24 protein-coding genes are annotated in these 22,984 nt (G+C 43.4%); 19 read left to right on the plus strand and 5 right to left on the minus strand.

Annotated features, from left to right (window positions below; translation table 11 throughout):
* Nucleotides 1–58 precede the first annotated feature (58 nt).
* Nucleotides 59–952, minus strand: a complete 894-nt coding sequence (locus DUN60_RS05770; RefSeq protein ID WP_054546413.1) for a LysR family transcriptional regulator — start codon at nt 950–952, stop codon at nt 59–61.
* Between the two features lie 419 nt (nt 953–1,371).
* Here DUN60_RS05770 and DUN60_RS05775 point away from each other — a divergent pair, with 419 nt between their 5' ends.
* The 15 genes from DUN60_RS05775 to DUN60_RS05845 all read left to right on the plus strand — a co-directional run bounded on the left by DUN60_RS05775 (nt 1,372) and on the right by DUN60_RS05845 (nt 14,164).
* Nucleotides 1,372–1,578 carry a Flp family type IVb pilin gene (locus DUN60_RS05775; protein WP_114633444.1) on the plus strand — a complete coding sequence of 69 codons (207 nt, stop codon included), beginning with the start codon at nt 1,372–1,374 and terminating at the stop codon, nt 1,576–1,578.
* Nucleotides 1,579–1,735: 157 nt separating this feature from the next.
* On the plus strand, nt 1,736–2,176 hold the full coding sequence (locus DUN60_RS05780; RefSeq protein WP_114633445.1) for an A24 family peptidase: 441 nt from the start codon (nt 1,736–1,738) through the stop codon (nt 2,174–2,176).
* A gap of 21 nt (nt 2,177–2,197) precedes the next feature.
* On the plus strand, nt 2,198–3,022 hold the full coding sequence (gene cpaB, locus DUN60_RS05785; RefSeq protein ID WP_114633446.1) for a Flp pilus assembly protein CpaB: 825 nt from the start codon (nt 2,198–2,200) through the stop codon (nt 3,020–3,022).
* On the plus strand, nt 3,022–4,392 hold the full coding sequence (locus DUN60_RS05790) for a type II and III secretion system protein family protein (protein ID WP_114633447.1): 1,371 nt from the start codon (nt 3,022–3,024) through the stop codon (nt 4,390–4,392). The genes cpaB and DUN60_RS05790 overlap by 1 nt, the downstream gene beginning before the upstream one ends.
* Nucleotides 4,389–4,868 carry a hypothetical protein gene (locus tag DUN60_RS05795; protein ID WP_114633448.1) on the plus strand — a complete coding sequence of 160 codons (480 nt, stop codon included), beginning with the start codon at nt 4,389–4,391 and terminating at the stop codon, nt 4,866–4,868. Before DUN60_RS05790 ends, DUN60_RS05795 begins: the two co-directional genes overlap by 4 nt.
* On the plus strand, nt 4,868–6,109 hold the full coding sequence (locus tag DUN60_RS05800; RefSeq protein ID WP_114633449.1) for a CpaE/TadZ family protein: 1,242 nt from the start codon (nt 4,868–4,870) through the stop codon (nt 6,107–6,109). The genes DUN60_RS05795 and DUN60_RS05800 overlap by 1 nt, the downstream gene beginning before the upstream one ends.
* Entirely contained in the window at nt 6,106–7,377 is a 1,272-nt protein-coding gene (locus DUN60_RS05805) for a TadA family conjugal transfer-associated ATPase (RefSeq protein WP_004733950.1), read from the plus strand. The genes DUN60_RS05800 and DUN60_RS05805 overlap by 4 nt, the downstream gene beginning before the upstream one ends.
* A gap of 1 nt (nt 7,378) precedes the next feature.
* Nucleotides 7,379–8,281, plus strand: coding sequence for a type II secretion system F family protein (locus tag DUN60_RS05810; RefSeq protein ID WP_114633450.1), 903 nt, complete (start codon nt 7,379–7,381; stop codon nt 8,279–8,281).
* Complete coding sequence (locus DUN60_RS05815) at nt 8,278–9,120, plus strand: type II secretion system F family protein (protein ID WP_114633451.1); 843 nt, start codon at nt 8,278–8,280, stop codon at nt 9,118–9,120. The genes DUN60_RS05810 and DUN60_RS05815 overlap by 4 nt, the downstream gene beginning before the upstream one ends.
* Nucleotides 9,121–9,167: 47 nt before the next feature.
* Nucleotides 9,168–9,869, plus strand: coding sequence for a tetratricopeptide repeat protein (locus tag DUN60_RS05820; RefSeq protein ID WP_114633452.1), 702 nt, complete (start codon nt 9,168–9,170; stop codon nt 9,867–9,869).
* Nucleotides 9,856–10,338, plus strand: coding sequence for a TadE/TadG family type IV pilus assembly protein (locus tag DUN60_RS05825; protein ID WP_017087824.1), 483 nt, complete (start codon nt 9,856–9,858; stop codon nt 10,336–10,338). The genes DUN60_RS05820 and DUN60_RS05825 overlap by 14 nt, the downstream gene beginning before the upstream one ends.
* Nucleotides 10,325–10,885, plus strand: a complete 561-nt coding sequence (tadF, locus tag DUN60_RS05830; protein ID WP_114633453.1) for a tight adherence pilus pseudopilin TadF — start codon at nt 10,325–10,327, stop codon at nt 10,883–10,885. The genes DUN60_RS05825 and tadF overlap by 14 nt, the downstream gene beginning before the upstream one ends.
* 10 nt (nt 10,886–10,895) lie before the next feature.
* Entirely contained in the window at nt 10,896–12,452 is a 1,557-nt protein-coding gene (locus tag DUN60_RS05835; protein WP_114633454.1) for a TadE/TadG family type IV pilus assembly protein, read from the plus strand.
* Between the two features lie 8 nt (nt 12,453–12,460).
* Nucleotides 12,461–13,099, plus strand: coding sequence for an OmpA family protein (locus DUN60_RS05840; protein ID WP_114633455.1), 639 nt, complete (start codon nt 12,461–12,463; stop codon nt 13,097–13,099).
* Between the two features lie 123 nt (nt 13,100–13,222).
* Nucleotides 13,223–14,164, plus strand: coding sequence for a GGDEF domain-containing protein (locus DUN60_RS05845; RefSeq protein WP_114633456.1), 942 nt, complete (start codon nt 13,223–13,225; stop codon nt 14,162–14,164).
* 108 nt (nt 14,165–14,272) lie between these two features.
* Here the strand turns inward: DUN60_RS05845 and DUN60_RS05850 are convergent, their stop codons facing one another.
* Nucleotides 14,273–15,532 carry an adenylosuccinate synthase gene (locus tag DUN60_RS05850; protein WP_017080681.1) on the minus strand — a complete coding sequence of 420 codons (1,260 nt, stop codon included), beginning with the start codon at nt 15,530–15,532 and terminating at the stop codon, nt 14,273–14,275.
* Between the two features lie 335 nt (nt 15,533–15,867).
* Between DUN60_RS05850 and DUN60_RS05855 the strand changes: the two genes are divergently transcribed.
* From DUN60_RS05855 to DUN60_RS05870, 4 genes are all read left to right on the plus strand, one after another.
* Nucleotides 15,868–16,779: a LysR family transcriptional regulator gene (locus DUN60_RS05855; protein WP_114633457.1), complete on the plus strand. Its 912-nt coding sequence runs from the start codon at nt 15,868–15,870 to the stop codon at nt 16,777–16,779.
* 280 nt (nt 16,780–17,059) lie between these two features.
* Nucleotides 17,060–18,055 (plus strand): CDF family Co(II)/Ni(II) efflux transporter DmeF, encoded by a 996-nt coding sequence (gene dmeF / locus DUN60_RS05860; RefSeq protein WP_114633458.1) that lies wholly within the window; start codon nt 17,060–17,062, stop codon nt 18,053–18,055.
* Entirely contained in the window at nt 18,033–18,449 is a 417-nt protein-coding gene (locus tag DUN60_RS05865; RefSeq protein WP_102552130.1) for a MarR family winged helix-turn-helix transcriptional regulator, read from the plus strand. The genes dmeF and DUN60_RS05865 overlap by 23 nt, the downstream gene beginning before the upstream one ends.
* A 566-nt stretch (nt 18,450–19,015) precedes the next feature.
* Nucleotides 19,016–20,740: a methyl-accepting chemotaxis protein gene (locus tag DUN60_RS05870; RefSeq protein ID WP_114633459.1), complete on the plus strand. Its 1,725-nt coding sequence runs from the start codon at nt 19,016–19,018 to the stop codon at nt 20,738–20,740.
* Between the two features lie 140 nt (nt 20,741–20,880).
* Here the strand turns inward: DUN60_RS05870 and DUN60_RS05875 are convergent, their stop codons facing one another.
* From DUN60_RS05875 to DUN60_RS05885, 3 genes are all read right to left on the minus strand, one after another.
* Nucleotides 20,881–21,120 carry a PAS factor family protein gene (locus DUN60_RS05875; protein ID WP_114633460.1) on the minus strand — a complete coding sequence of 80 codons (240 nt, stop codon included), beginning with the start codon at nt 21,118–21,120 and terminating at the stop codon, nt 20,881–20,883.
* Between the two features lie 112 nt (nt 21,121–21,232).
* Nucleotides 21,233–21,877 carry an HAD family hydrolase gene (locus DUN60_RS05880; RefSeq protein ID WP_102270572.1) on the minus strand — a complete coding sequence of 215 codons (645 nt, stop codon included), beginning with the start codon at nt 21,875–21,877 and terminating at the stop codon, nt 21,233–21,235.
* A 20-nt stretch (nt 21,878–21,897) separates the two neighbouring features.
* The gene (locus DUN60_RS05885; RefSeq protein WP_114633461.1) at nt 21,898–22,983 is read right to left on the minus strand and encodes a class I mannose-6-phosphate isomerase; all 1,086 of its coding nucleotides are present in this window, start codon (nt 22,981–22,983) and stop codon (nt 21,898–21,900) included.
* Nucleotide 22,984 lies beyond the last annotated feature (1 nt).

A 22,984-nucleotide genomic window follows, 5' to 3' on the forward strand; every position in this document is an offset into this window, starting at 1 on the left:
TATCACACTCGAAGCTGAAGCGTGCAATAGAGTGTGATTGTTAGATTTCAACAGAGTATTATTGAGTCAAATCAGCAACAAATGTTTGCTTGTAACTGGCAGTAGTTTGCAGCTCTTTTTTGATCCATTGGTTGAACAAGCTAAAGTCAGAGTGTAATTGCCAGAAGAGGGATGCAATAACTCGCTTACCAAAAAAATCAGGGTGGTCTGTAACTACTTTAAGTTTACTATTTTCTACACTTCCCTCTATGAGAAACCCCGGTAAAAAAGCGATACCTTTTTGAGCCTTACATAGATCGATGATGGTTCCTAAATCATCCAGTCGCCATAAGTTATACGATGCTATGTTTGACAAGTTAAGCAGCTCTTCACAACCATCCATTAATAGAACTCGTTGTGATGGTGCTTGAGACTTAAAGGTTATCAGGTCTTCATGAGCCACCCACCAACAGTTGACGTGAAACAACTCCTCTATATTGAAGTCGTAATTTGTCTTGTGATAGGGGTTACCTAGGGCTAAATCTATCTTCCCTTCATTTATATAGTTACCTAACACGAAACTGGGTTTAGTTACGACAAGTAAATCAACGTTAGGGAATGCTTCTGAAAATGCTAACAGTGTTTTCTTTACATTATTATTAAACACTAATGGGTCTATGCCTACCCGATAGACTATCTGGTCAGATATATTCATTTGCTGTGCGATCGTGACTAGATCACGATATTTCGATACCACAGGTAAAGATAACTGGAATAGTCGTTTTCCCTTCTCTGTTAGCCAAACTTTAGAGTGTTCTCTATTAAATACATTGAAACCTAAATCGGACTCAAGATTTTGAACAGCTGTGCTAACGGTTGATTGTGACTTGCCAAGCTTGCGAGCAGCAGAGCTAAATGAACCTTCCTCAACTACCGCTATGAACGAAATGATATTTTCGAAATGTAGTTTCATGATTCGACTAACCTTTTGACACAAATAAATTATATTTTTTATGGTTTGTTGATTTGAAGAACAATAGCGTGATGATAATTGTATTTCAACAAGTTTTATAAGGAGTAATAAAACTGGGTAAATTAATTCTTAGATTGGTTCCAAAGCTTATATAAAGTTTAGATAAGTTAAAATATTGACCAATGTCTTACTTTTTCAAGTTTATAAATTTGATTTAATATTGTCTTGTGAGGCTGATCTTATATATAACTCATTGTTAATTATGATTTTGTTTTTAATTCCTTTGTTTTTAATGTGTTTATTTTGATCATTTTTTACACGACCTATAGATTGAATCGATAGGGGGTATTTTCCATAGATTGGTGGTGCTAATTATAATGGCGACGAATTTTCAACAGCCCTTATAGGAAGACATAATAATGATTACTAAGCTATACGTTAAAACAAGCATGTTTCTATCACAATTCAAGAACGATGAGCGCGGAGTAACGGCAATTGAATATGGTCTTATTGCGGTAGCAATGGCTGTATTAGTAACTGCAGCAGTAGGCCCTACTGGTTTTATTGGAAAACTTGAAACAGCTTTTGCGCAAGTAGCTACCGCTATTGGTACTGCTAGCAAGTAACATCAAGCCTTATTGGCTAACGTAGAATTTATCGAAAGATAGTTGTGCCAGACCTATGTTTTCATTGGTCTGGCTCAGTTAATTGGGAATGCCAATTAATACATGCTAACGCCAATCCATATAAATTTAGGCAATATTTCCAATTTTGAGTTTTGAAGTGTATTTACTAATTTTGGCAATCGTGTGTGTCTATGTATCGGTTACCGATTTTCTCTATCGAAAGATACAAAATCACGCATTGTTGATATTACTCTTTTTGCAATGTTTTCTGTCACCGTTAGACATTCAGATTATCAGTTTTTTACTGGTGTTAGGGGGAGGGCTAATTCTTTACGCCCTGATTTGGATTGGAGCCGGTGATATTAAATATGCCGCGGTTCTATCACTTACCATACCTCTTAGCGATTTACATTGGGCGTTTGTTATGACGGCTTTTGCTGGCGGATTTTTAGCCGTTATTTATCTCGTCAATAACAAGTTGGTAAGTAAAAAGCGAACAAGAAAAGCGTCGAACGACCAACAAGGTATTCCATATGGGATAGCAATTAGCGTTGGATTCTACTTGGTAATTTTAACTCAAAACACGCCACATATATAAACCTCCAAGAATGAGAACATTATGAGATCTCGACTGGTATTACTTGTTGCCATTGCTGCCTTAATAGTTGGCGCGCTAGGCGTTGTCGATTTATTGAAGAGTGAACCCAAAGCGACCACGATTGCTGAAGTGGTGGAAAAAAAGAACGAAGAGCATGTTGCCGTTTGGATGACCACGGAACCTTATGAAAAAGGACGTGCGATCGATGCGCAAGGTGTCGTAAAACAACAACTCCCTCTTAGTGAAGCATTAATGCTTGGCGTCAGAGAAGACGCACAAATCAGCTTTTCACCCTCCATTTTGCTCAATCGCAGTCTTAGCGCAGGTGAGGTTGTGCTACCTGAATATCAAGTGATGCCTGGCCAGCCCGGATACATCGATCTTTTGATCACGGAAGGTATGACGTTATACCCACTTAAAGTCAGTGACAAAAACCTAATCAACGATTACATCCGCCCAGGAACGTCCATCGATATCCTCACTGTAAGCTCTCCAAACGATAATTTAGCTGGAAACCTCGATAAGCCGAAGCGCTTTAGAGGGGTAAAGGCTTCGATGTTTCTTAAAAACGTCAAAGTACTCAACATTGGAAATGACGCAACTGGCGACAGTTCTATTACCGCTCGCGCTCCGAGTAAAGAGGACGGACTGACCACGGTGGTCATCGAAGTTAGCCCCGACGAGTTACCAAAACTTGCGCTAGCACAACGAACAATGCACATCGAAATTTACCGAAGCCAAACCTACACGCAACCTGAGTTCGCGGAGGTGCGCAATATTATCGATAACTATACCGGGATTGCTGAGTTACGCGGTAATGAGAATAACCCTAGAGAGGCGTTGTAATTATGATTCATGATCGAATCAAGCAAGCACTGCGTGTTTCCATTCTAGCGCCGTTGATTAGCTTACTTTCTATAACAAACACTTTTGCCGCCGATCGTTCCATCACGCTCAACGATGGTCAGCACATCCAATTAAAAAGCCCAATTGGACAAGTGTTCATTAATAACCCCGATATCGTCGACTACAAAATAATCAACGACAACACACTTGTTGTGTTCGCCAATGCTATTGGGCAATCACGACTGATCGTCTACGGCATTGATGATGATGTTCTGCTTTCAGACCGCATTATTGTTGATTTGGATTTAACTGATATTAGACGCCAAATTAAATTCCATTTCCCTGATGCCAAAGTCAAGGTTCAGTCTGTGGGAGAGCAAGTCGCCGTAAGTGGTCTTGTTGATTCCGAAGCGACTCGTGACGACATCTATCGTTTGGTTGCCACTCTACTTGGACGAGAAAAAACAGAGAAATGGGACAAAACGGTGAAGCTGGAGTTTAAGTCCGACAACTCAAATTATGAAGAGCCCGAAAGTATGGTGTTTGCCCGCAACATGACGTGGGAAGGGATCATCGAACGTATTGAAGTCGCAACGACCCAACAAGTGAACGTCAAAATCTCAGTGGCTCAAGTCACCGAATCATTTGGACAAACTGTTGGTGTTGATTGGAGCTCCGTCGGTTCAAGTGTTGGCGAATTTGTTTTCGACCAGTTCGATGCAGCAAACTTAAGTACGTTAATTACTGCATTAGGTAATGACCAGATTGCTGAAGTTCTGGCTGAACCCAACTTAACCGTGCTATCTGGTGAGTCAGCAAGTTTCCTTGTGGGTGGTGAAGTGCCCGTTATTGTGTCTACCAATAGTAACGTGAACATTTCATTCAAAGAGTTCGGCATCAAACTCGACCTTACTGCAAAAGTACTTAGCCAAGACAGAATCCGCATGCAATTAGCGCCAGAAGTGAGCGAAGTTGAAGGCTATGTCGAAGCGGCAGGAATCAAAGTTCCGCAACTGGCTTCACGACGTGCGATGACAACCGTAGAGTTAGCCGATGGCGACAGCTTCGTCCTTGGTGGCTTGATGAGCAGTGCCGATTTGGAAAAAATGCAAAAAATCCCTTTTGTTGGTGATATTCCAGTACTCGGTGCCGCATTCCGAAAAGCAACCACAGAAAGAAAACGAACTGAATTGATCATCGTTGCCACTGTGAATCTTGTAGAGCCAATTAAGCCGAAAGACATTCAACTGCCTTACATCAAGAAGACGTCTACTTTGGCGCGTTGGCTAAACATTAAGTGGGATGGCAAGTCGGTGACATCTTCTGATGCAACGATTCGCTTGTTGTCGCAAGGAGGGTTTATCCAATGAAGAAATTACTATTAATGGCGTTATTAACCACGTCACTTTTAGGCTGTGCCTCTGAGCAATACTTTGTTGGACATGGTGCTGAAGCCTTGGTGTACAAAGAGCATCACAGCTTTGAGTTTGCGATGAAAAACCGAGCTGAAACCACCAAGCAGATTACCGCTTTGATTCAAGATATTGAATCAACGGACAAAGAAGCCACTTATGTCGTGGATTACAAATCAACCCGTAGTAAACAGATGTTGCAAGAGATCTTCGATCAATATCCGTCGCATGTCATCGCGCCACAAAGAGTCTCGTATCGAAACGCTCCATTGTTGCCGAGCGACTTAAAGATTCAGGTGACCTTAGCGCGTTTGAAGACTCAGGAATGCGCACCAGCACAGATTCACGTTCGATTGAGGCAGTCAGATTGCTTTGCTGAATCGATGCGTTTGAAGCAAGTGGCTTACAAGTCTCGATTGGTAGGAGAGCAATAATGTTTGACCTGACTAAAGCGTTAACAACAAAGGCCAAGCCAGTGCAAACCGGAACGACAGGGGTTGCCGGATGTACTTTGTTCTATCAATCTCAAGAGTGTTTAGATCTTGTTCAAGAAGTCTTTCGATTTGAAGGGTGGAATGATCCTGCATGTGTTAAAGCCAAAGCGGGTTTGACCAAACTGACAGAGCAACAGAGTAGCCATATCGTTATTTTGGAACTTAATGAATCGACCAATGTTGTTGAGGATGCTAAAGCCTTTGCCAGCAAACTACCCACACACAAAGGCGTGGTGGTGATTGGTAAAGAGGATGCTATTTCTACGCTTCGTTCTCTTAAAGACATGGGTTTTTACTACGTGTTCTGGCCGGTGAATAAGCAGGAGTTTGCTGACTTCTTAAACCACGTTAGCAAGAACCTGAAGACGTTCTCTGGTGTGAGTCAAAAACGTAAAGCGAAGCGCGTGGCGATTGTCGGTTCAAAAGGTGGCGTTGGCGCATCGTTTATCACAACTGAGTTGAGCTCACTGTTATCGACGCAAGGCTCGGACACGATTCTCGTCGATCATCAATATGCGGATACCAACATTGATGTTTTGCTCGGCCTAAAAGATTTTAAGCCGAGAACCATCGACGAGTTCACGGCACCATTGCATGAAATGGATGAAGAAGGGGCGTTGAGTTACCTCATCAATGCTCGCAAGAATTTACGACTGTTGGCGATTGATGGCGACATGAGCCAAAGCGATGTTCTTAATTACAACCAAACCTTGTGCGAGTTGTTAGCGCGCAACACCAATTTCATTATCGAAGACTTTTCTGGTGGTGTGGATTTCAAAGTTGAACCTCAACTCTTGGTAGAAAACTTTGATGTGGTTGTGTTGGTTTTAGACGCATCAGTGTCTTCAGTAAGAAGTGCAAAACGATTGTATGAAAAAGTCTCCAATTTGCAGCTTTCGCTATCGTCGCGTACTCGTGTGATTACGGTGGTGAACTACCATCGCCCAGAAAATGCATACGTCTTACAAAGGCCTGATCTTATTAAGTATCTAGGCGCAGAAGTTGATCTCGAAGTCGACTACTGCAAAGCGCTGGCGCATATCATTATCGATGGAAAACGCGGGCATAAGCATGATCGTCATATTAGTCGTTCTATGGAACAGTTGGTGAAGCTGATTAATGGTCAACCTATGGACCAGAAGGGCATGAACTCTTGGTTGAAAAAGGTGCGTGCTAAATGAGTTCTAACAAAGACTTATACCTCGCGTTTCGTGGCCAGATATTTGAAGCCCTAGATGCAGAAGCGGTTCAGAAAATGAGCCGCAGAGATCTTGAATCCCAAATACAAGCGGCGGTTGATTTGCTAGCAAATAGCTACCAAAGACCAATCACCTCGATGATGAAGTCAGGCTTGGTGAAAAGCCTGATTGATGAACTGTTTGGCTTGGGTCCTTTACAGCCCTTGGTCGAAGATCAGTCCATTTCTGACATCATGGTGAACGGACCCAACAACATCTTTTTCGAACGACACGGTAAGGTGAAAAAGTCCGAAGTCTCGTTTGTGAATGAGGAACAGTTGTTAGCCATTGCTAAGCGTATTGCCTCACGTGTCGGAAGACGTGTCGATGAACTTTCGCCGACGGTCGACGCCAGGTTAGAAGACGGCAGCCGTGTGAACATCGTGATTCCTCCCATTTCGTTGGATGGTACTTCGATCTCTATTCGTAAGTTCAGAGAGCAGAACATCGGCTTTGAAGATTTGATTGGCTTCGGTTCTATGTCTCCAGACATGGCGCGAGTGTTGATGATCGCTTCTCGCTGTCGAATCAATGTGTTGATTTCTGGCGGTACCGGCTCAGGTAAAACCACGCTGCTCAACGCATTATCTCAATACATTGCCGAAGATGAACGTATTGTCACCATTGAAGATGCGGCTGAACTGCGCCTGCAACAACCCAATTTAGTTCGACTCGAAACACGTACCTCGAGTGTTGAACAAACTGGAGCGGTGACTCAGCGTGAGTTAGTGATCAATGCACTTCGTATGCGTCCAGACCGCATTATTCTTGGTGAGTGTCGTGGCTCTGAAGCGTTCGAAATGTTGCAAGCCATGAACACCGGACACGACGGTTCGATGTCTACATTGCACGCCAACACGCCGCGTGATGCGATTGCTCGTGTTGAATCGATGGTGATGATGGCGAACCTAAATCAGCCTCTTGACGCGATTAGAAGAACGATCGTGAGTGCCGTTCAAATGATTGTTCAGGTTAACAGGTTGCGCGATGGGTCTCGTAAGATCACAAGCATCTCGGAAATCGTCGGCCTAGAAGGCGATAGCGTAGTAATGGAAGAGATCTACCGTTTTCGTTATGACGACGCGCATTATGGAGAAACCGTAAAAGGCGAATTCGTCACCGACGGCATTATGCAGCGATCTGAGCTTGTGAAAAAAGCGCAATTCTTCGGGCTCTACGAAGAGCTGAAAGCATCGTTTAAGGGGGCCTAGCATGCTTTGGCTTTCGTTAATCCTCTTTGCGTTTGTGCTGCTTTTGATCCGAGATTCAAAGGTAAAAAAGGTCAATCAGTTTTTCAATATTGAAGAAGTAGAAGCGGAAAACTTCAATGCCATTAACGTCAAGTCTTTGGTTCGTAAGCAAAACTGGCAAAAGTTCAAAGAGTCCATATCACCCACGTTAATGGTGTTAGGCCCGCGTTCTTCTCTTTACATTGCGCTCTATATTACGGGCAGCATAATCGCATCTTGGTACATCGTTGTTGAATTGCTATCAATCACCAATACGTGGTTAGTGCTGGGCTCATCTATGGTATTTACCCTATGTGGTTATCGATTCCTGGTTACAAGAAGACGTCGAGAATTTGAGAATACGTTCCCTGATGCGTTGAATATTTTAATGAGTGCGGTAACTGCTGGTGACAGCTTAATGCAAGCTATTAGCTATGTAGGCGATGTAATGCACAACCCGATTGGTCGCGAATTTAAGCTAATGGGCGACCGACTGAAGTTGGGTGAGTCACCTGAAGTGGTGCTTAAACGTTCGTGCAAAAACTATCCTTATCCGGAGTTTCTGTTTTTTACCGTGACGATCAGGGCGAATATCGCGCGAGGCGGCCAACTCAAAGGCGTGTTGGCGCGGCTGATTAGGGTTTTGGTTGACTCTCGAACGCTAGAGAAAAAGAAAATGGCGATGACTTCAGAAGCTCGAATTTCCGCCAAAATAGTTGCGGCTATTCCTCTGATTTTTATGCTAATTCTCAACTACGTTAATCCCGATAATGTGGAGTTTGTTCTCTACGATCCAGAAGGAAGGCTGGTACTGTTTTATGTGCTGGGTAGTGAACTGTTCGGTCTATTTCTTGTTTGGTTGTTAGTGAGAGGAGTACGCGCATGATGTTATTGGCTTCCCTTATTGTGTTGTTTTTTTCGCTACTGTTTCTGATTATCGATTCTATTCGCAAAGAGCAACGACATAAGAAGGTTGCGCTCTATATCGGGGATAATTCAGCTCGTACGCCTTCACGCGTAAATCGCTTTTTTGTTCGTTTTGGTAAAGAACATCGACAAGAACTCGAACAAAAAATGATTGAGGCGGGTTATTACAACACGGATTGGGCCAAATTCTATTTTCCGGCCAAGTTGTTGGTATTAGCGTTGGTTTCAGGCTTGGTGCTGTTAGGGGATATGACATCCACCAACAAACTGATCGTGGTTATTTTCTCGTTGATCGGCGTCATTGTCGTCCCAGATACAATGCTTCAAATGCGCCGCAAGATGTTGATCAGTCGAACCTCAGCTCAACTGCCGTATTTGCTCGATATGATGTCGGTATGTGTTCAAACCGGTATGACGATTGAAGCGGCGCTGGTTTATTTGGGCAAGGAGCTGGCTGAATTTGACTCAGACCTTTGTTACCAGATTGAGCGCACATCTGATTCTGCAAAAATACACGGACTAGAGAAAGCGCTCAATGATCTGAGTGAACGTATCCCGACGCCTCCAGTACGAAGCTTTGTACTGACCATCATTCAAAACCTGCAATACGGCACATCCGTGGCTCAGGTGTTAAGTGATCTCGCAGAGGACATGCGAAAAGTCCAAATTCTTACGGTCGAGGAAAAGGTAGGTAAGCTCTCTGCGAAGATGAGTGTCCCATTGATCCTCTTCATCATGTTCCCGATCGTTATCTTGATTCTCGCGCCGAGCATCATGCAAATGACATTGAATATATAGGGAGACGACGAGTGATTGGAAAACGTTTTTGTCTCATTTTGTTGTCGATGAGTGTGTTAGCGGGCTGTCAATCGGCCCCCTCACCACAAGACCTACAGCTTGCTGACGTGACTAGCATGGAAAAAGTGAAGAACTATGACGGCTTGATTAGTTATTACAAAGCTGAGTTAGAGCAAGGCTCCGAAGACCCAGAGGTAAAAGAGAAACTGGCGTGGGCATATTTCAACAAAGGGGATATCGAATCGGCAGACTTCTATGTTCAACACTTGCAAAAAGAGGGTGTTGAAAACCCCAATTTGTACCAGTTAGAAGGACAAGTGTTTGATGCTAAAAATGACGTTGAAAGTGCCATTGCCGCTTATCTCGCTTCTATAGAGACGGGAAATACAACGGGTCAAATTCACGTCTTGCTGGGTGTGTCGTACACCAAGGTTGGAAGATTCAATGAAGCGTACCAAGAGCTCAATCGAGCACGTTTACGCGGTTACGACGATGTCGTTGTTAAGAACAACATTGCGATGATTCAAATGGCCAGTGGCGAGTACCAACAAGCGATAGAAACGTTAGCTCCGGTTTTAAAAGAAGACCCGGCGAATAAGATCGTTAAAGCGAACCTAGCTATCGCACTAATGAAAACCCAGCAAATCGACTCAGCCAAAAAGTTACTCAAAGGTGACTTCTCAGCAGAAGAGATCCAGAGCATCGCCGCTGAATTAACTCAACTAGGAGTTAATGATGAAGCTTCTTAATAAACAGAAGGGCGTCACGGCGATTGAGTTTGTGTTGGGTGCACTTGTTCTGTTTTTCGCCACCTTTGCGATCTTCGAATCAAGTTACCAAATCTACGTTGTGAACATGACCGAGTATTCGCTGAGAGAAACCATCAGGAATACCAAAATATATGAAGGTAAAGGGATCAACGAGCAGTACGAAACTAAGTTCAAATCGTTAATCGAAGATGATGACAATCTATGGAGTTTCTTAATCGATAGCTCAAGGTTCTCTATCGCAGGTCAGTACTTCAAAACCTATGATGATTTTATCGCGAACAGGGGGCACTCTGATCAAGGGTTGAACTTTAATTACAACTTAGCCGAGATCACCGTGACCTACCGCTACACCCCAGTCATTAAACTGGCTGGTGCTGCGGATAGGGATATTTCAAGCACTATGGTTTTGAACTTAGAACACGAGGGGTGGAAAGATGACGCTCCGTAAGCAACGTGTGCTTTCTAAAAGGCGCCAGCAAGGTTCGTACACCATTGAGTTAGTTTTCATTCTTGTGGCCTTATGGGGCGTTTATTTGTTTGGAGCAGACTTGAGCTATCAATTACTCGCGCGCGCCAAGCTTGATCGATCCAGCTTTGCCTTAGTCAATGTTATCAAAGAGCGTACTCGTTATTTTGAAGCCGATGTATTGGCAGGACAAAACCTACCTGTAACTAATTCAGAGTTAGAAGACATGGCTAAAGTGGCAAGTCGAATGCTCAATACACCAGTCGATAACGTGGCGATCAAGATAGAGTCATTGACCAATAAAACGAATGTCGCTGAATTCTCAACCAGCAAGTACAGAAGCTTAAATTGCCAAACTGATTCGATTCTCGATCATGCAGATTTAGCGCCGGTAGAAAAGGGCGTTGTGTATCCACTGTACAGAATCAGTCTGTGTGAAGAGCAAAGTTCTTGGTTCAAGCCCTTCTTCAACGGTGGCACCAGTACCACGGTTCAGATTGGCTCTTCTTCAATAATGCCTGGGAGATAAGGAAATGAAAATGCAGCACGATCGCCATATCAATCGCCAGCATCTCAGTCTCCAAAGACAGCAAGGGGTTGCCGCGGTTTGGATGGGCTTATTGCTTGTTCCAATCATGGGCATGACTTTTTGGGCGGTTGAGGGCACACGTTATGTACAAGAGACCAGCCGACTCAGAGATTCAGCAGAGGCTGCGGCGATAGCGGTAACCATTGAAGACCTACCAGATCAGGCTCGTGGGCTCGCGACCAAGTATGTCGAAAACTACGTGCGGGACATCAAATCAACCAACCTCTCAGCAGTCCGACTCCGTCAAGCGGAAGATGAGGGGGCTGGGGTTCTGGAATATATCCAATACACCGTGAATGCCAAGACGACGCACGACTCTTGGTTTGCGAGTAGCTTTATCCCTTCGTTTGATCAGCAGCAAGACTTAGCGGGACGTTCGTTAGCGAGAAAGTACCCGGTTTACCTTGGTGATAACAACATCGATATTGTGTTTGTGTCGGACTTTTCCGGTTCAATGAACGACAGGTGGGGTTCAAGTCGACACATAAAAATCGACGATCTAAAGACAGCCATCGATGAAATGTCCAGCAAAATCCTTTGCACATCGATTAAACAGGACTATGTCGATGGAGAGTGGAAATACGTTTGTGATGAGCCCGGAGAAGATACAACCGGAGACAAGCTGCTTAATCGAGTTGGCTTTGTGCCTTTTAACGTTCGAACTAGGGAGATCGTCTCAGGAAATCAAGCTCGGGCGACTAGCCAGTTGAGCTACAAAGATAACTATAAAACGAACGTATCACCTTATTCCTACAACGATGTTAACTGGGACTTCTGGCGTACGTATTCGCAAAACCAAGTGATCAACTGTGCCAATTGGCAATCATATTGTCCCAATCCGAAAGCGGACAATCGACTGTATGCGAAACGCATTCAGGATGTGATTTATCAAGATAATTACTTGGTTGCCGATGTCTACAACTACGTTGATTTTCCGAGTTCGGTATCGACGATGTTTACGGATAAGTCGGGGTTACAGCCTGATTTTTATAGTGTGAGTGGAACAAATTTATTTAACGCGCATGGTTCTTCCAATTCATCGCAGTTTTCTAATATTCGCCTATCGAACAAGCTCTCAGATTTGGACCCGATTAACTCTATGTGGGCAGACGGTGGCACTGCGGCTTTTCAAGGTATTTTGAGAGGTTCTCAGGTTCTTCATGACGGTGACCCGAACAGTTCCGATCAAGAAGAGCAGCAAATCTACAACAAGAAAATCAAGATGCTGCTGATCTTAAGCGATGGGCAGGAGAGTCCGAATAACGGCATCCTCAAAAGGTTAGTCGATAGAGGCATGTGTGACAAAGCAAGAGAGGAAATACCGGGCTTATACATAGGTGTTATTGGTATCGATTTTCGAGCTTCTCAACAAAGTGGTTTTCAAGACTGCGTTGTCGACCCAAATGAAGACATCATCGACGTATCTAACTTAGATGAATTGATTGAAAAGATAGAAGAACTCATCCGTAAAGGCTCAAAAACAAGCGGAATCACTAAGTTGTATTAGAGGAAAATATGAAAAAGTTAATGATCAGTTCAATCGTCCTATCGACATTGCAACTTAGTTTTATCGCTCATGCGGAAGAAGGTATCAGTGTTTATTGCGACACCGCATTCAGTGAATATCAACATAGTGTAAGAGTCGATAGTGTCGTCGGCATTGCACAACACAGACAGGGCTTTCTACAAATAGAGCAGCCGTCTGACAGCAGTGAGCTAAAACAAGCGTTAGCAGGTCAATCCAATCTAGGTATGAACCAGTCAGGATGTAAGACTTGGATCAGTAACCAAGAACGTCAAGGGTTATTAGCACGCCTTCATTTTGGATTTGACCAACACAACTTAACGCCGATGGGCAGCAAAGCACTGAGCCAACTTGCAGGCGAGTTAAATACTAACGGCAGCGCAATTACGGTGGATGGACACACTGACAGCACCGGCGCAGAAGGTTATAACCAAGCATTGGGGCTTCAAAGAGCACTGACGACATCGGATGGTTTAATCGCGGATGGTGTAGAAAAGAATCGCCTTGTTATACGCTCATTTGGTGAAAGTAAACCTATTGCGTCCAACGCAACGTCAGAGGGTAGAGCCAAGAATCGACGCTCAGAAATTTGGGCCTCTGCGAATGATGCTTCTGAACTAGAAAACTAGGATGTAGGGTTTGGTCGTTACTTGGCAATAACCGCCCTAATCTATCGGTCTTGGAATTTTTGTTACAACGTACTCTAATGAATGTTCAATTAAGTTTAACTGTCTGACACAAAAGAAATATTAATGCTTTTTGATAAAATCTCTTCTGAAGGGATGCAAAGAAATATCGATGTCGATACTTGGATATCTATATTGGATAATATACGAGACATAATGGACGCATCGAATGCGGGCATCATCATGATCTCTGATTTGAGTTGCTCTGGTTCTGAGAGTGTGTGGAGCTCCTCAAACATATCGTGTAACCAACATAAGAGCAAAATTAGCCTCTTTTGTGAGTATGTACATAACGAAAATCGCACGGTCTATTTGAGTGGTCATGCTGGTGGTGATTCCGTTTCTGCGATTGGGGCGGATGCCTATAAGTCGTTTTGCGGCGTCCCGGTAAGAGATATCGATGGCGAAGTGTTTGCGGTGCTCTTGGTTTTTGATTTAAGCCCAACAGCGTATACCGAGAGCCAAGTTAGCTTGATTGAAAACATATCGACTCTATTGCGTTCTGAAATTCTATTAAAAGAAGAGAGCCGGATTTTATACAAAAACAGTCACTTTGATATCATGACAACGCTGCTTAATCGAAGGGGCTTCTTCCATGAATTCAACAAAGCAAACATCAGCGATGGAGAGATCGTTTGTTTGTATTTCGACTTGGATAATTTGAAGTACATCAATGATACTTATGGCCACTTCAAAGGTGATGACTATATCTCTGGCTTTGCGTCATGCATAAAAAACAATGCAAAGTACAACATCATATCGGCTAGGGTCGGTGGTGATGAGTTCATCGTCGTCATACATTCAGAAGAGGCTGGTTATGTTTCTGAGTTGATCAATAAAATCCACACTGAATTTCATGACTTCATTGAAAGCTTTCGTTGTGATGATGAGGTGCCACTCGGTTTTTCATATGGTTGTGGTATCGCTGACTCTCGCAGTCTCAACATCATAAATCTAATCAAGTCTTCCGATGACAACATGTATCTCAACAAGAAGAACAAGATTTAGATGCTCGTGACAGACACAAAAAGCCCACTAGTGTGGGCTTAGATGTAGATGTAGATGTAGATGTAGATGTAGATGTAGATGTAGATGTGGGTCTAATAGTCTTCTAAACTAAGCTCGAATGATCATTTGCTCGCGCTCAGGACCTACCGATACCATCACGATTGGCACGCCCATCAACTCTTCGATGCGAGTTACGTAATCTTGTGCCGCTTGAGGAAGGCTTTCAAACGTGCGGCAGCCAGTGATGTCTTCATCCCAGCCAGCCATATCTTCATACACAGGTTTTAGCTCAGCCGTTTGTGGCCAGATTGGGTTCTCAGTATGTTCACCTGAGTAAGCCGTACAGATCTTAAGTTCAGATAGACCAGATAGGCAATCAATCTTAGTTAGTGCGATTTCAGTCGCGGCTTGCAGGTCAACACCGTTGCGAGTAGCTACTGCATCAAAGTAACCCATATCACGTGGGCGACCCGTAGTTGCACCGTATTCGTTAGAGCTTTCGCGGAAGCTGTCTTGCTCTTCCATTGCTGTAACTAGCGTGCCAGTACCAACAGACGAACTGAACGATTTAGCAACAGCAATAACACGCTCAGGGCGAAGGGCAGGTAAACCGCTACCAATGCCTGCGTAAGCTGCGGTTACATTCGAAGACGTTGTCCAAGGGTATTCACCGTAGACAAGGTCACGGCCTGCACCTAGCTGAGCTTCAAACAGTAGGTTCGCGTCTTGCGATTGTAGTGCTTTTAGCGGCTCAGTCACGTTGCAAATGAACGGGCGCCAAGCTTTAGTCACTTCAAGTAGCCATTCTGTCATTTCAGAAGCTGTCTGAGTGAAATCACATTGAGGGTATAGCGCTTTAAGTTGAGGCATCTTCCAATCAAGCAGGAATTGAATGCGTTGCTCTAAAATCTCGGGTTGATTAAGCCAACCCACAAGAATTCCTTTCTTCATTACACGATCGCCGTATGCTGGTGCAATACCTTGACGTGTTGAGCCGTAAGCGCCGTCACCCAAGCGCTCTTCTTCAAGCGTATCTTCAAGGGCATGTAAAGGGAGGCACAGTGTCGCACGGTCTGAAATCGCCATCTTAACTTTGATACCAGCCTCTTGAACTTCTGCAATCTCTTGAGTTAGCGCAGCAGGGCTGATCACCATGCCAGGGCCAAGAACCGCCGTACAATCAGGATTAAAAATACCACTAGGTAGTTGGTGCAGTTTGAATGTACCGAAGTCATTTACCACAGTATGACCTGCATTGTTTCCGCCTTGAAAACGAATGCTAGCAGAAGCTTGGTCTGCTAAAAAATCGACGATGCGGCCTTTGCCTTCATCACCCCAGTTTGCGCCCACAACAACGATAGATGGCATAATTTTTCTCCTAACTGATTGAGAAATCATGTTAGGCCCACAAGGTGGATAAGAGAAATTAATTATCTTTATTATCTTGATAAGGATTTCATATATCCTTAAAGTCTTAACCTACAAACGAGATTCCCCATTGCGTTCGTTCCTCATTGTAGAGAATTACGAGAACTGGGACAGAAACTTTAAAACAACCGTCATTCCAGAACCGAGGGACGAGGTATCTGGAATCTCAAGCCACAAACGAGATTCCCTATCACGTTCGTTCCTCACTACAGGGAATGACGATGTGGGGGTAGTCCCTCACTGTAAGGAATGATGTAAGTGACAAGAGAGAGGACATGATGCTTGATATCAATTTGTTGAAGACGTTTGTGACGCTCGCGGAGTACAAACATTTCGGGAAAGCCGCCAATGCGCTTCATATGACACAGCCCAACGTAAGTTTACACTTAAAGCAATTAGAGCAAACCACGCGCATTAAGTTGATAGAGAGAAGTCCATTTCAACTGACTCAAGCAGGCGAAAGGCTATTAGAGACAAGCCAAAGAACGTTACTCGAACTTCAGATTTGTCAGGCTGATCTCAATGCGATTAACGACCTCAAAATTGGCACTTTGACTATTGCTGTCAGCGACATCATTTCTCGATTCTTGTTGATTCGCCCTTTCCAGAAGTTCAAAGCGCAATATCCGGGTATCGATCTCACGTTGCTGAATACCACATCATCTCAAGCATCGAGTTTGGTCAAGAATGCTCAGGCGGATCTTGGCTTTGTTATTGCGAAAGAACAGCACAACGAGTCATTGTATTTCACTAAGCTGCAGGAGCTTTCTTGGTGCGCGCTAGGCGATGGGTTTGATTCTCAAGGGTCAGATAGTAAGATAAAACATCAGGTTAAAGGAACAGAAGATGATTCTGAGCTCACCTTAATTCTACTTGGCCACGATACAAGAACCCGTGACTTCATTGATGAAGGTTTACCAAGCTTGAATCTACCTAACCACAGAATCATGGAAGTAGGGAGCGTTGACGCTCAAATCGACTGGGCGGAAGCGGGATTTGGTGTGGCGATTGTTCCTGAATTTGCGGTATCCACCAAGCAGCATCTGCATTCGAAAGTGACACCGTTGATGAACTTTTCTAGCACCAGTCTTGGTTATATTGTTCGGCAGAACCAAGTGTTGTCGAAAGCCACCAAGCAGTTGTTAGGTTGGGTGAATGATGAGATTACTCTGTTGCAAAACCAATAACTCCTTCTGATTTCAGTAGCCCACCTCGTGTGGGCTTTTTTGTGTCTGCAAAGCGCAGCTATTTCACCACCTAATAGGCTGTCGAGCTAATTAGATCTCCCTATAAATTATTACTCTCCCAAATCAGAGCCTCAAAATTCATCGTTGACAATGTTTGATAGTCAAACTAAATTCCATTTATTGGTTTGATAATCAAACTACTTGTAAATCAAAGCACTTTTTTAGCAAGATTAATCAGTAACGACTCCTAACATTGAACACACGAGCTAAGGACGCCATTTTGAGTTTTCCAACACGTCATCAACACAACTTCTCTTCACACAATCAGCAAGGTGAAAAGCGTACTTTCTACGTTCTCTTGTTAACTATCATCACCATGGTGGTCGAGATCGTTGCCGGTACTATTTACGGCTCTATGGCGTTACTTGCCGATGGTTGGCACATGGGGACGCATGCTGCAGCGTTTGGTATCACTTTATTTGCATACCGATATGCGAAGAAACATGCCGAGAGCGAACGTTTCTCTTTCGGTACTGGCAAAGTCAGTGTGTTAGGGGGCTACACTAGCGCGATTGCATTGGGTATTGTGGCATTATTGATGCTGGTGGAATCAGTGCATCGTTTATTTAACCCACAAGCGATTCAGTTCAATGAAGCGATCATCGTTGCCTGTATTGGTTTAACCGTGAATGTGGTGAGTATGTTTTTACTCGGTGATCACCATCATGACCACGGACAAGAGCATGGCCACAATCATAGTAAGAATCACGGTCATTCACATAGTCATGATCACGACAGCGACCATGGTCATAAACATGGTGTGCACCACGGACACCATCATGATCACAACCTACGCGCAGCCTACATGCATGTGTTGGCGGATACTCTAACTTCGTTGCTTGCGATTGTTGCGCTGCTATTCGGTAAGTTTTACGGTTGGAACTGGTTAGATGCAGTTATGGGTATGGTTGGTGCTGTGGTTATTGCGAAATGGACCATGAACCTAATGAAGCAGACAAGTCCAATCTTGCTTGATGAGAATATCGACCAAGATTATCGTGATTCGGTAACTGAAACACTGACGCCATACGCGGCGGTAACCGATTTTCACATGTGGAAGGTGAGCGGGCATCACTACTCAGCGGCGATTACTCTTGAATCAAACAGTGATAAAACCGTCTCTGAATATAAACAAATGCTCGCCAAGTTTGATAAGATTAATCATCTTACTCTTGAAGTGCATTCAAACGACCATGCGAAATATAGAACAGCTTAACCAAATACTGACTGAGTTCTACGATAAAATGTCTTCGTGGGAGCAATCTGTTGTCAAAGAAACGGGTTACTCCTTGGCGCAAGTACATACTATCGAAGTGCTTGGTATGCATGGCGCGTTAAGAATGAAAGAGCTCGCAGAAAAGCTCGGCATCACTACGGGCACGCTCACCGTTCAAATCGAAAAGCTGGTTAAAGCAGAGCTGATCGAGCGTCACGAACACCCAACCGACCGTCGAGCGATAGTCGTAGCGTTGACCGATGAGGGTCAGAAGATCCACGTTCACCACAATCAGCTTCACTTGAATCTTGTTAATGAACTCACACAAGAGTTCGAAGAAGATGAGAAAGCCGTATTACTAAAATGCCTGACTAAGATGGTGAAAGCGTTTTAGTTTTTAGTGAGCACAGAGCACAGAGCACAGAACTTAGAATCAAGAGTCAACAACCACGAACACAAATAAATGGACTGTACCTGAATAGGGACGGTCCATTTTTTATGAATCTAAGATATTGAGCTTCATTTAGTCTCCTCTGATCAGCCAAAATAATGTCATTGAAAGCAATAAGGCCAATAAAGTACGAAAGCTTTTTGATTCAAAGCCTTACGTAGTCTGCTGTTCAAGCCTTGTACGACCCGTCAAATAGCTGCCTCCCAAATCTATAATTCAACTAATGTACATGTTGCAAATCTGTGTTATTGATAATTTTAACTTTAGTAATGATTTCATTGGCAGCTCAAATCCAATTGAGAACAGCACGAGTTAATCACTATATAAGCAACCTGGGTTATGCAAGCGACTAGAGCTAGATAGACAAATTAAGTTAGATAAATATAAAAACAAGATAACAAAAGTTACAAAAAAAACTTAGATACCCATAATTAGATTAGTAAAGACGAGTCACATATATGAACATAAAGAAAAAGCTCTATTCATTAGGATTGTTTTCCATTTTCGGCATGATTGCATTGCTGTTTACCACATCACAATTCGCAGACACCACCGCTCAAATGAGCGAAGCCAAACAAATCACCAAAGAACTTGAAGTGCGACTACTTAATCTTCGCCGTAACGAGAAAGATTTCCTATTACGTAGTGATATGAAGTACCTCGCCAAGTTCGACGTAAACTACAATAAATTCTTAGCGTCTGAATCTGAGCTCAATGCAGTGCTCAGTGATTTAGGTTTAGCCAACAGCGCACACCTACGTGAAGATATTGAAACCTACCACACAAGCTTTGTTAACTTAGTAAAAGCGAGTGAAGTGTATGGGTTAGCACGTGACAAAGGCTTGCTAGGCGAGTTTCATACTTTGCTCGATAACATCAGCGCGACAGCCAGCGCTGAACAAAAAATCGAGCTTTACCTGTTCAATGACTTAATTGAAAAGGGTGAGTTTGATCCGAGTGTTCTTTCTATTACCTCTAGTGCTGGAAGCTCAACTGCTTTGATAGATGCTGCGCGCCAAGTGGTTGAACAGAAGCGAGTGATTGGCTTGAAGCACAACGAAGGTCTGCTTGGGCAAGCTCGTTCGGGTTCTCATGCTATCGAAACTCAATTTAAAGAGTTCTCAGCGGTATTAGCGCAAGAAACCCAGCAACAGATGGACAAACTATCGCTGATCAACAACATCCTATGCGTCACGTTACTTGTGGCGATCATTCTGTTCAGCTGGTTAATCGTCCGTTCTATCATTGGTAAGATAGAGTCATTACTCTCGGTAATCCGCAACATTGTCGATTCTAACGACGTGTCTATTCGTTCACACCTAGACGGTAAAGACGAACTGAGCACGCTAGGCCAATACTTCAACCAATTGCTTGATCAACTTGAAGGGCTTATCGCGGCATCGCAATCTAAATCACTTCAGCTAACACAAAGCACATCAAACATGCATGATGAGCTTGAATCGGTCATCAAGCAGTTTGAAGTGCAAGCTAACCACACATCGACCATGACGACATCGGTACAAGAGATGGTGTTAACGATTGGCGAGATCTCAGAAAGCACATCAGTTGCGGCTGAAGGTGTTCATCAAGCAAAAGTGAATGCCGATAAAGGCCGTGAAGTGGTGGTAGATACGATCAGCAACATTACTCAGTTGTCTGAACGCCTTTCTAGCAGCCAAGATTCGATCAGCTCATTGAACCATCATGTTGATCAAATCGGCGATGCAGTAAACATCATCCAAGGAATTGCAGAACAAACCAACTTGCTGGCACTGAACGCAGCCATTGAGGCAGCACGTGCCGGTGAACAAGGCCGAGGCTTTGCCGTGGTTGCCGATGAAGTTCGTGCTCTTGCAAGCAGAACGCACCAATCAACGACTGAAATTACCAGTGTAGTAACGGCAATTCAAAGCCAAATGAACGCTTCGATGACCGAAATTGGTGAATGTAACCAACAAGGCCAACTGACTTTGAAAGATTCGGAAGAGCTCGATGCTAGCCTGCAGCTTATCTTAAGCGACATGGAAAGCATCCAGGGCAACTCTGAGCGTATTGCATCAGCGATTGAAGAGCAGGGTGCTGTTATGGCACAAGTGAGTGACTCAATCACCGAGTTAAACACCATCTCAAGTGATAACAACGCTTCGGCGCAACATTGCTTAGTTGAAGTGGATAAAGTCGCAGAGCAAGCCCATGAGATGGATAAAGCGGTGGCGCAGTTCAAGACTTCTTAAAATTTAGAGTAAACTAAACCAAAGGCGTGGATCATCTGCGCCTTTTTTGTGCCTAAAATTCAACTAGATAAATGACGAGAATAAAAACGGCCCGATCTGGGGGAAGATCTGGGCCGTTATATTACGTATTTAAAGGGGAATTACTTATTTCGGCCTTCCAGCACATCCAGTGCCAGCTCAACCGCTTTATCAATATTGTCGCATCCCGCTAACTTACCTGAGCTGATAGGACCAAGCACGTTGGCGTATAACGAGATCTGCTTATTAAATGGCAGGCTCAACTGCTCATATAACCGCTGTCTAATCTCGGCATGTTGCTCAGGAGCGTGAGCAGCAAGGCTTTTCAAAGTGTCATAAACAAGAGTGGTGGTAGTGTTCATATGGCGCTTTATCTTTGAGTGGGGGATTTCTATTTTAATATCATTTGGGTACAAGTTGCTGTGATATATGTCATACAATAAGTCAAATAAGCTTAGGGTGAGCATTTTGGTCTTAACTGACAAGTGAGAAATCATCAATGATTTTTAACGCACCTGAAAAATCATTGTTTATGTTGAAAGAATGTTGAAATGCAATGACTTCACAACCACTAGCTAAACCAGCCTGAAGTCCTGGAGCCGAGTCTTCAAAGATAATGGTTTTACTTGCGGTTACATTTAATCTAGATAGCGCCAACAAATAAGCTTCCGGATCTGGCTTGTGCATTGAAACATGCTCTTTAGCGATGACAAGATCAAACAAGTGCTCAAGTTTACAAGCTTTCAGTATTTGGTTAGCCATCCACTGTTGCGCAGAAGTTACAACCGCACATTGCTTACCAGAAGATTTTAGTTGCTGTAGAAGGCCAACAACACCTTTATTGATAGATAATCTTTGTGAAAGGAGTAATTGATAATGTTCCTTAAATTTTTCGTTAAACTCTTGTCTCTCTGGTTCGATTCCTCCAATTTTGAAAAAATACTGAACGACCTTTTCCCATTTCATACCCATTACATTTTGATAAATACGGTAGTCAACGATGGAACCATAGTCTTTACAGGTCAGCGCTAATGCTTGGCCTTTGAGCGGCTCGGAGTTTACTAATGTTCCATCCATATCAAAGATAAAGGCGTCGTAATAAAGGTTTATTGGTTCCATTTCAATACGTTAACTCAGGATTAATTCGTTAATGGTGGGTAGCATTCAATAATCTCGACGCCATCGTCTGTTTCTATCGTGATATTTTCAATGCCAGCCGGACAGAAAAATTTATCGTACTTATGGAGTACTAAAATTTCTTCGTCTAATTTAATCGTGCAACTGCCAGCAGCAATAACACCGACATAAAAGTCGCTCTCAGATTTGGTGATGTTGCTAATGACTTTTGTGCGACAAACTCGATATCTGTCGGTTGTTTTGTCATCAATGAGAGACTCTTTTACCGATCCGTCAGCATAAGCTGTTAATAGTTGAGGTGTCTTCTTGTTCTGAGTTGCCACAGCTTCAACCGACTTCTCTGAATAGTCAAAAACATCAAGGCAAAAGTCCAAATCTCGCTTCATGTAGCGAGCTTCTTCAGGAAGTGTATAACCGGCTCGTTCAAACTCAAATCGAACAGCCCAGTCCGATGGTTCCATTATCTCAATCATTAGAATGCCTTCGCCAATCGCGTGAGGCATTCCTCCTGGAATAAAGTAACACTCACCAGGAGAGACTTTGATTTTTTCGAAGCAAGTTTTCAGTCGGTTAATATCTTGTTCAACAATGATCTCTTTCAACGTTTCTTTAGTCGGAGGCGTCTGAAATCCGAGATAAATATAAGGATCATCAATCTCTTCACGAACTTGTAAAATATAGTAGGCTTCAGCCTTACCTGAATTTGAATCTAGGTGCTTTTGGGCAAACTCTCTGGTTGGGTGTGCTTGGAAATGTAAGCGAATTGAAGAGTCTAGAAACTTAATCAAAACCATAGGGTTAGAACCGAATCGACTGAAGTGCTCTTTACCTAAAAAATACTCAGGATCTAGATCTAATAATTCGGCGAAATCGAGTGAGTGATCGCCGATAATCGCAGTTGATTGACCTTCACTGATTGTTTCTCGACCTGGGTTAACAGCTTTAGTGACCGATGCAATCCAGTCTTCAGGAAAATGAGAGTCGACCGGAACGCTTTCGTTATTAATTTGGTCTAAAACCTTACCACCACTGTAAGAGCGCCAAACGCGGTTTTGACCAAATCGAATCAACTTATTTTTGTATTCCATG

It is taken from the genome of Vibrio splendidus (assembly GCF_003345295.1).
Lineage (GTDB): Bacteria > Pseudomonadota > Gammaproteobacteria > Enterobacterales > Vibrionaceae > Vibrio > Vibrio splendidus_K.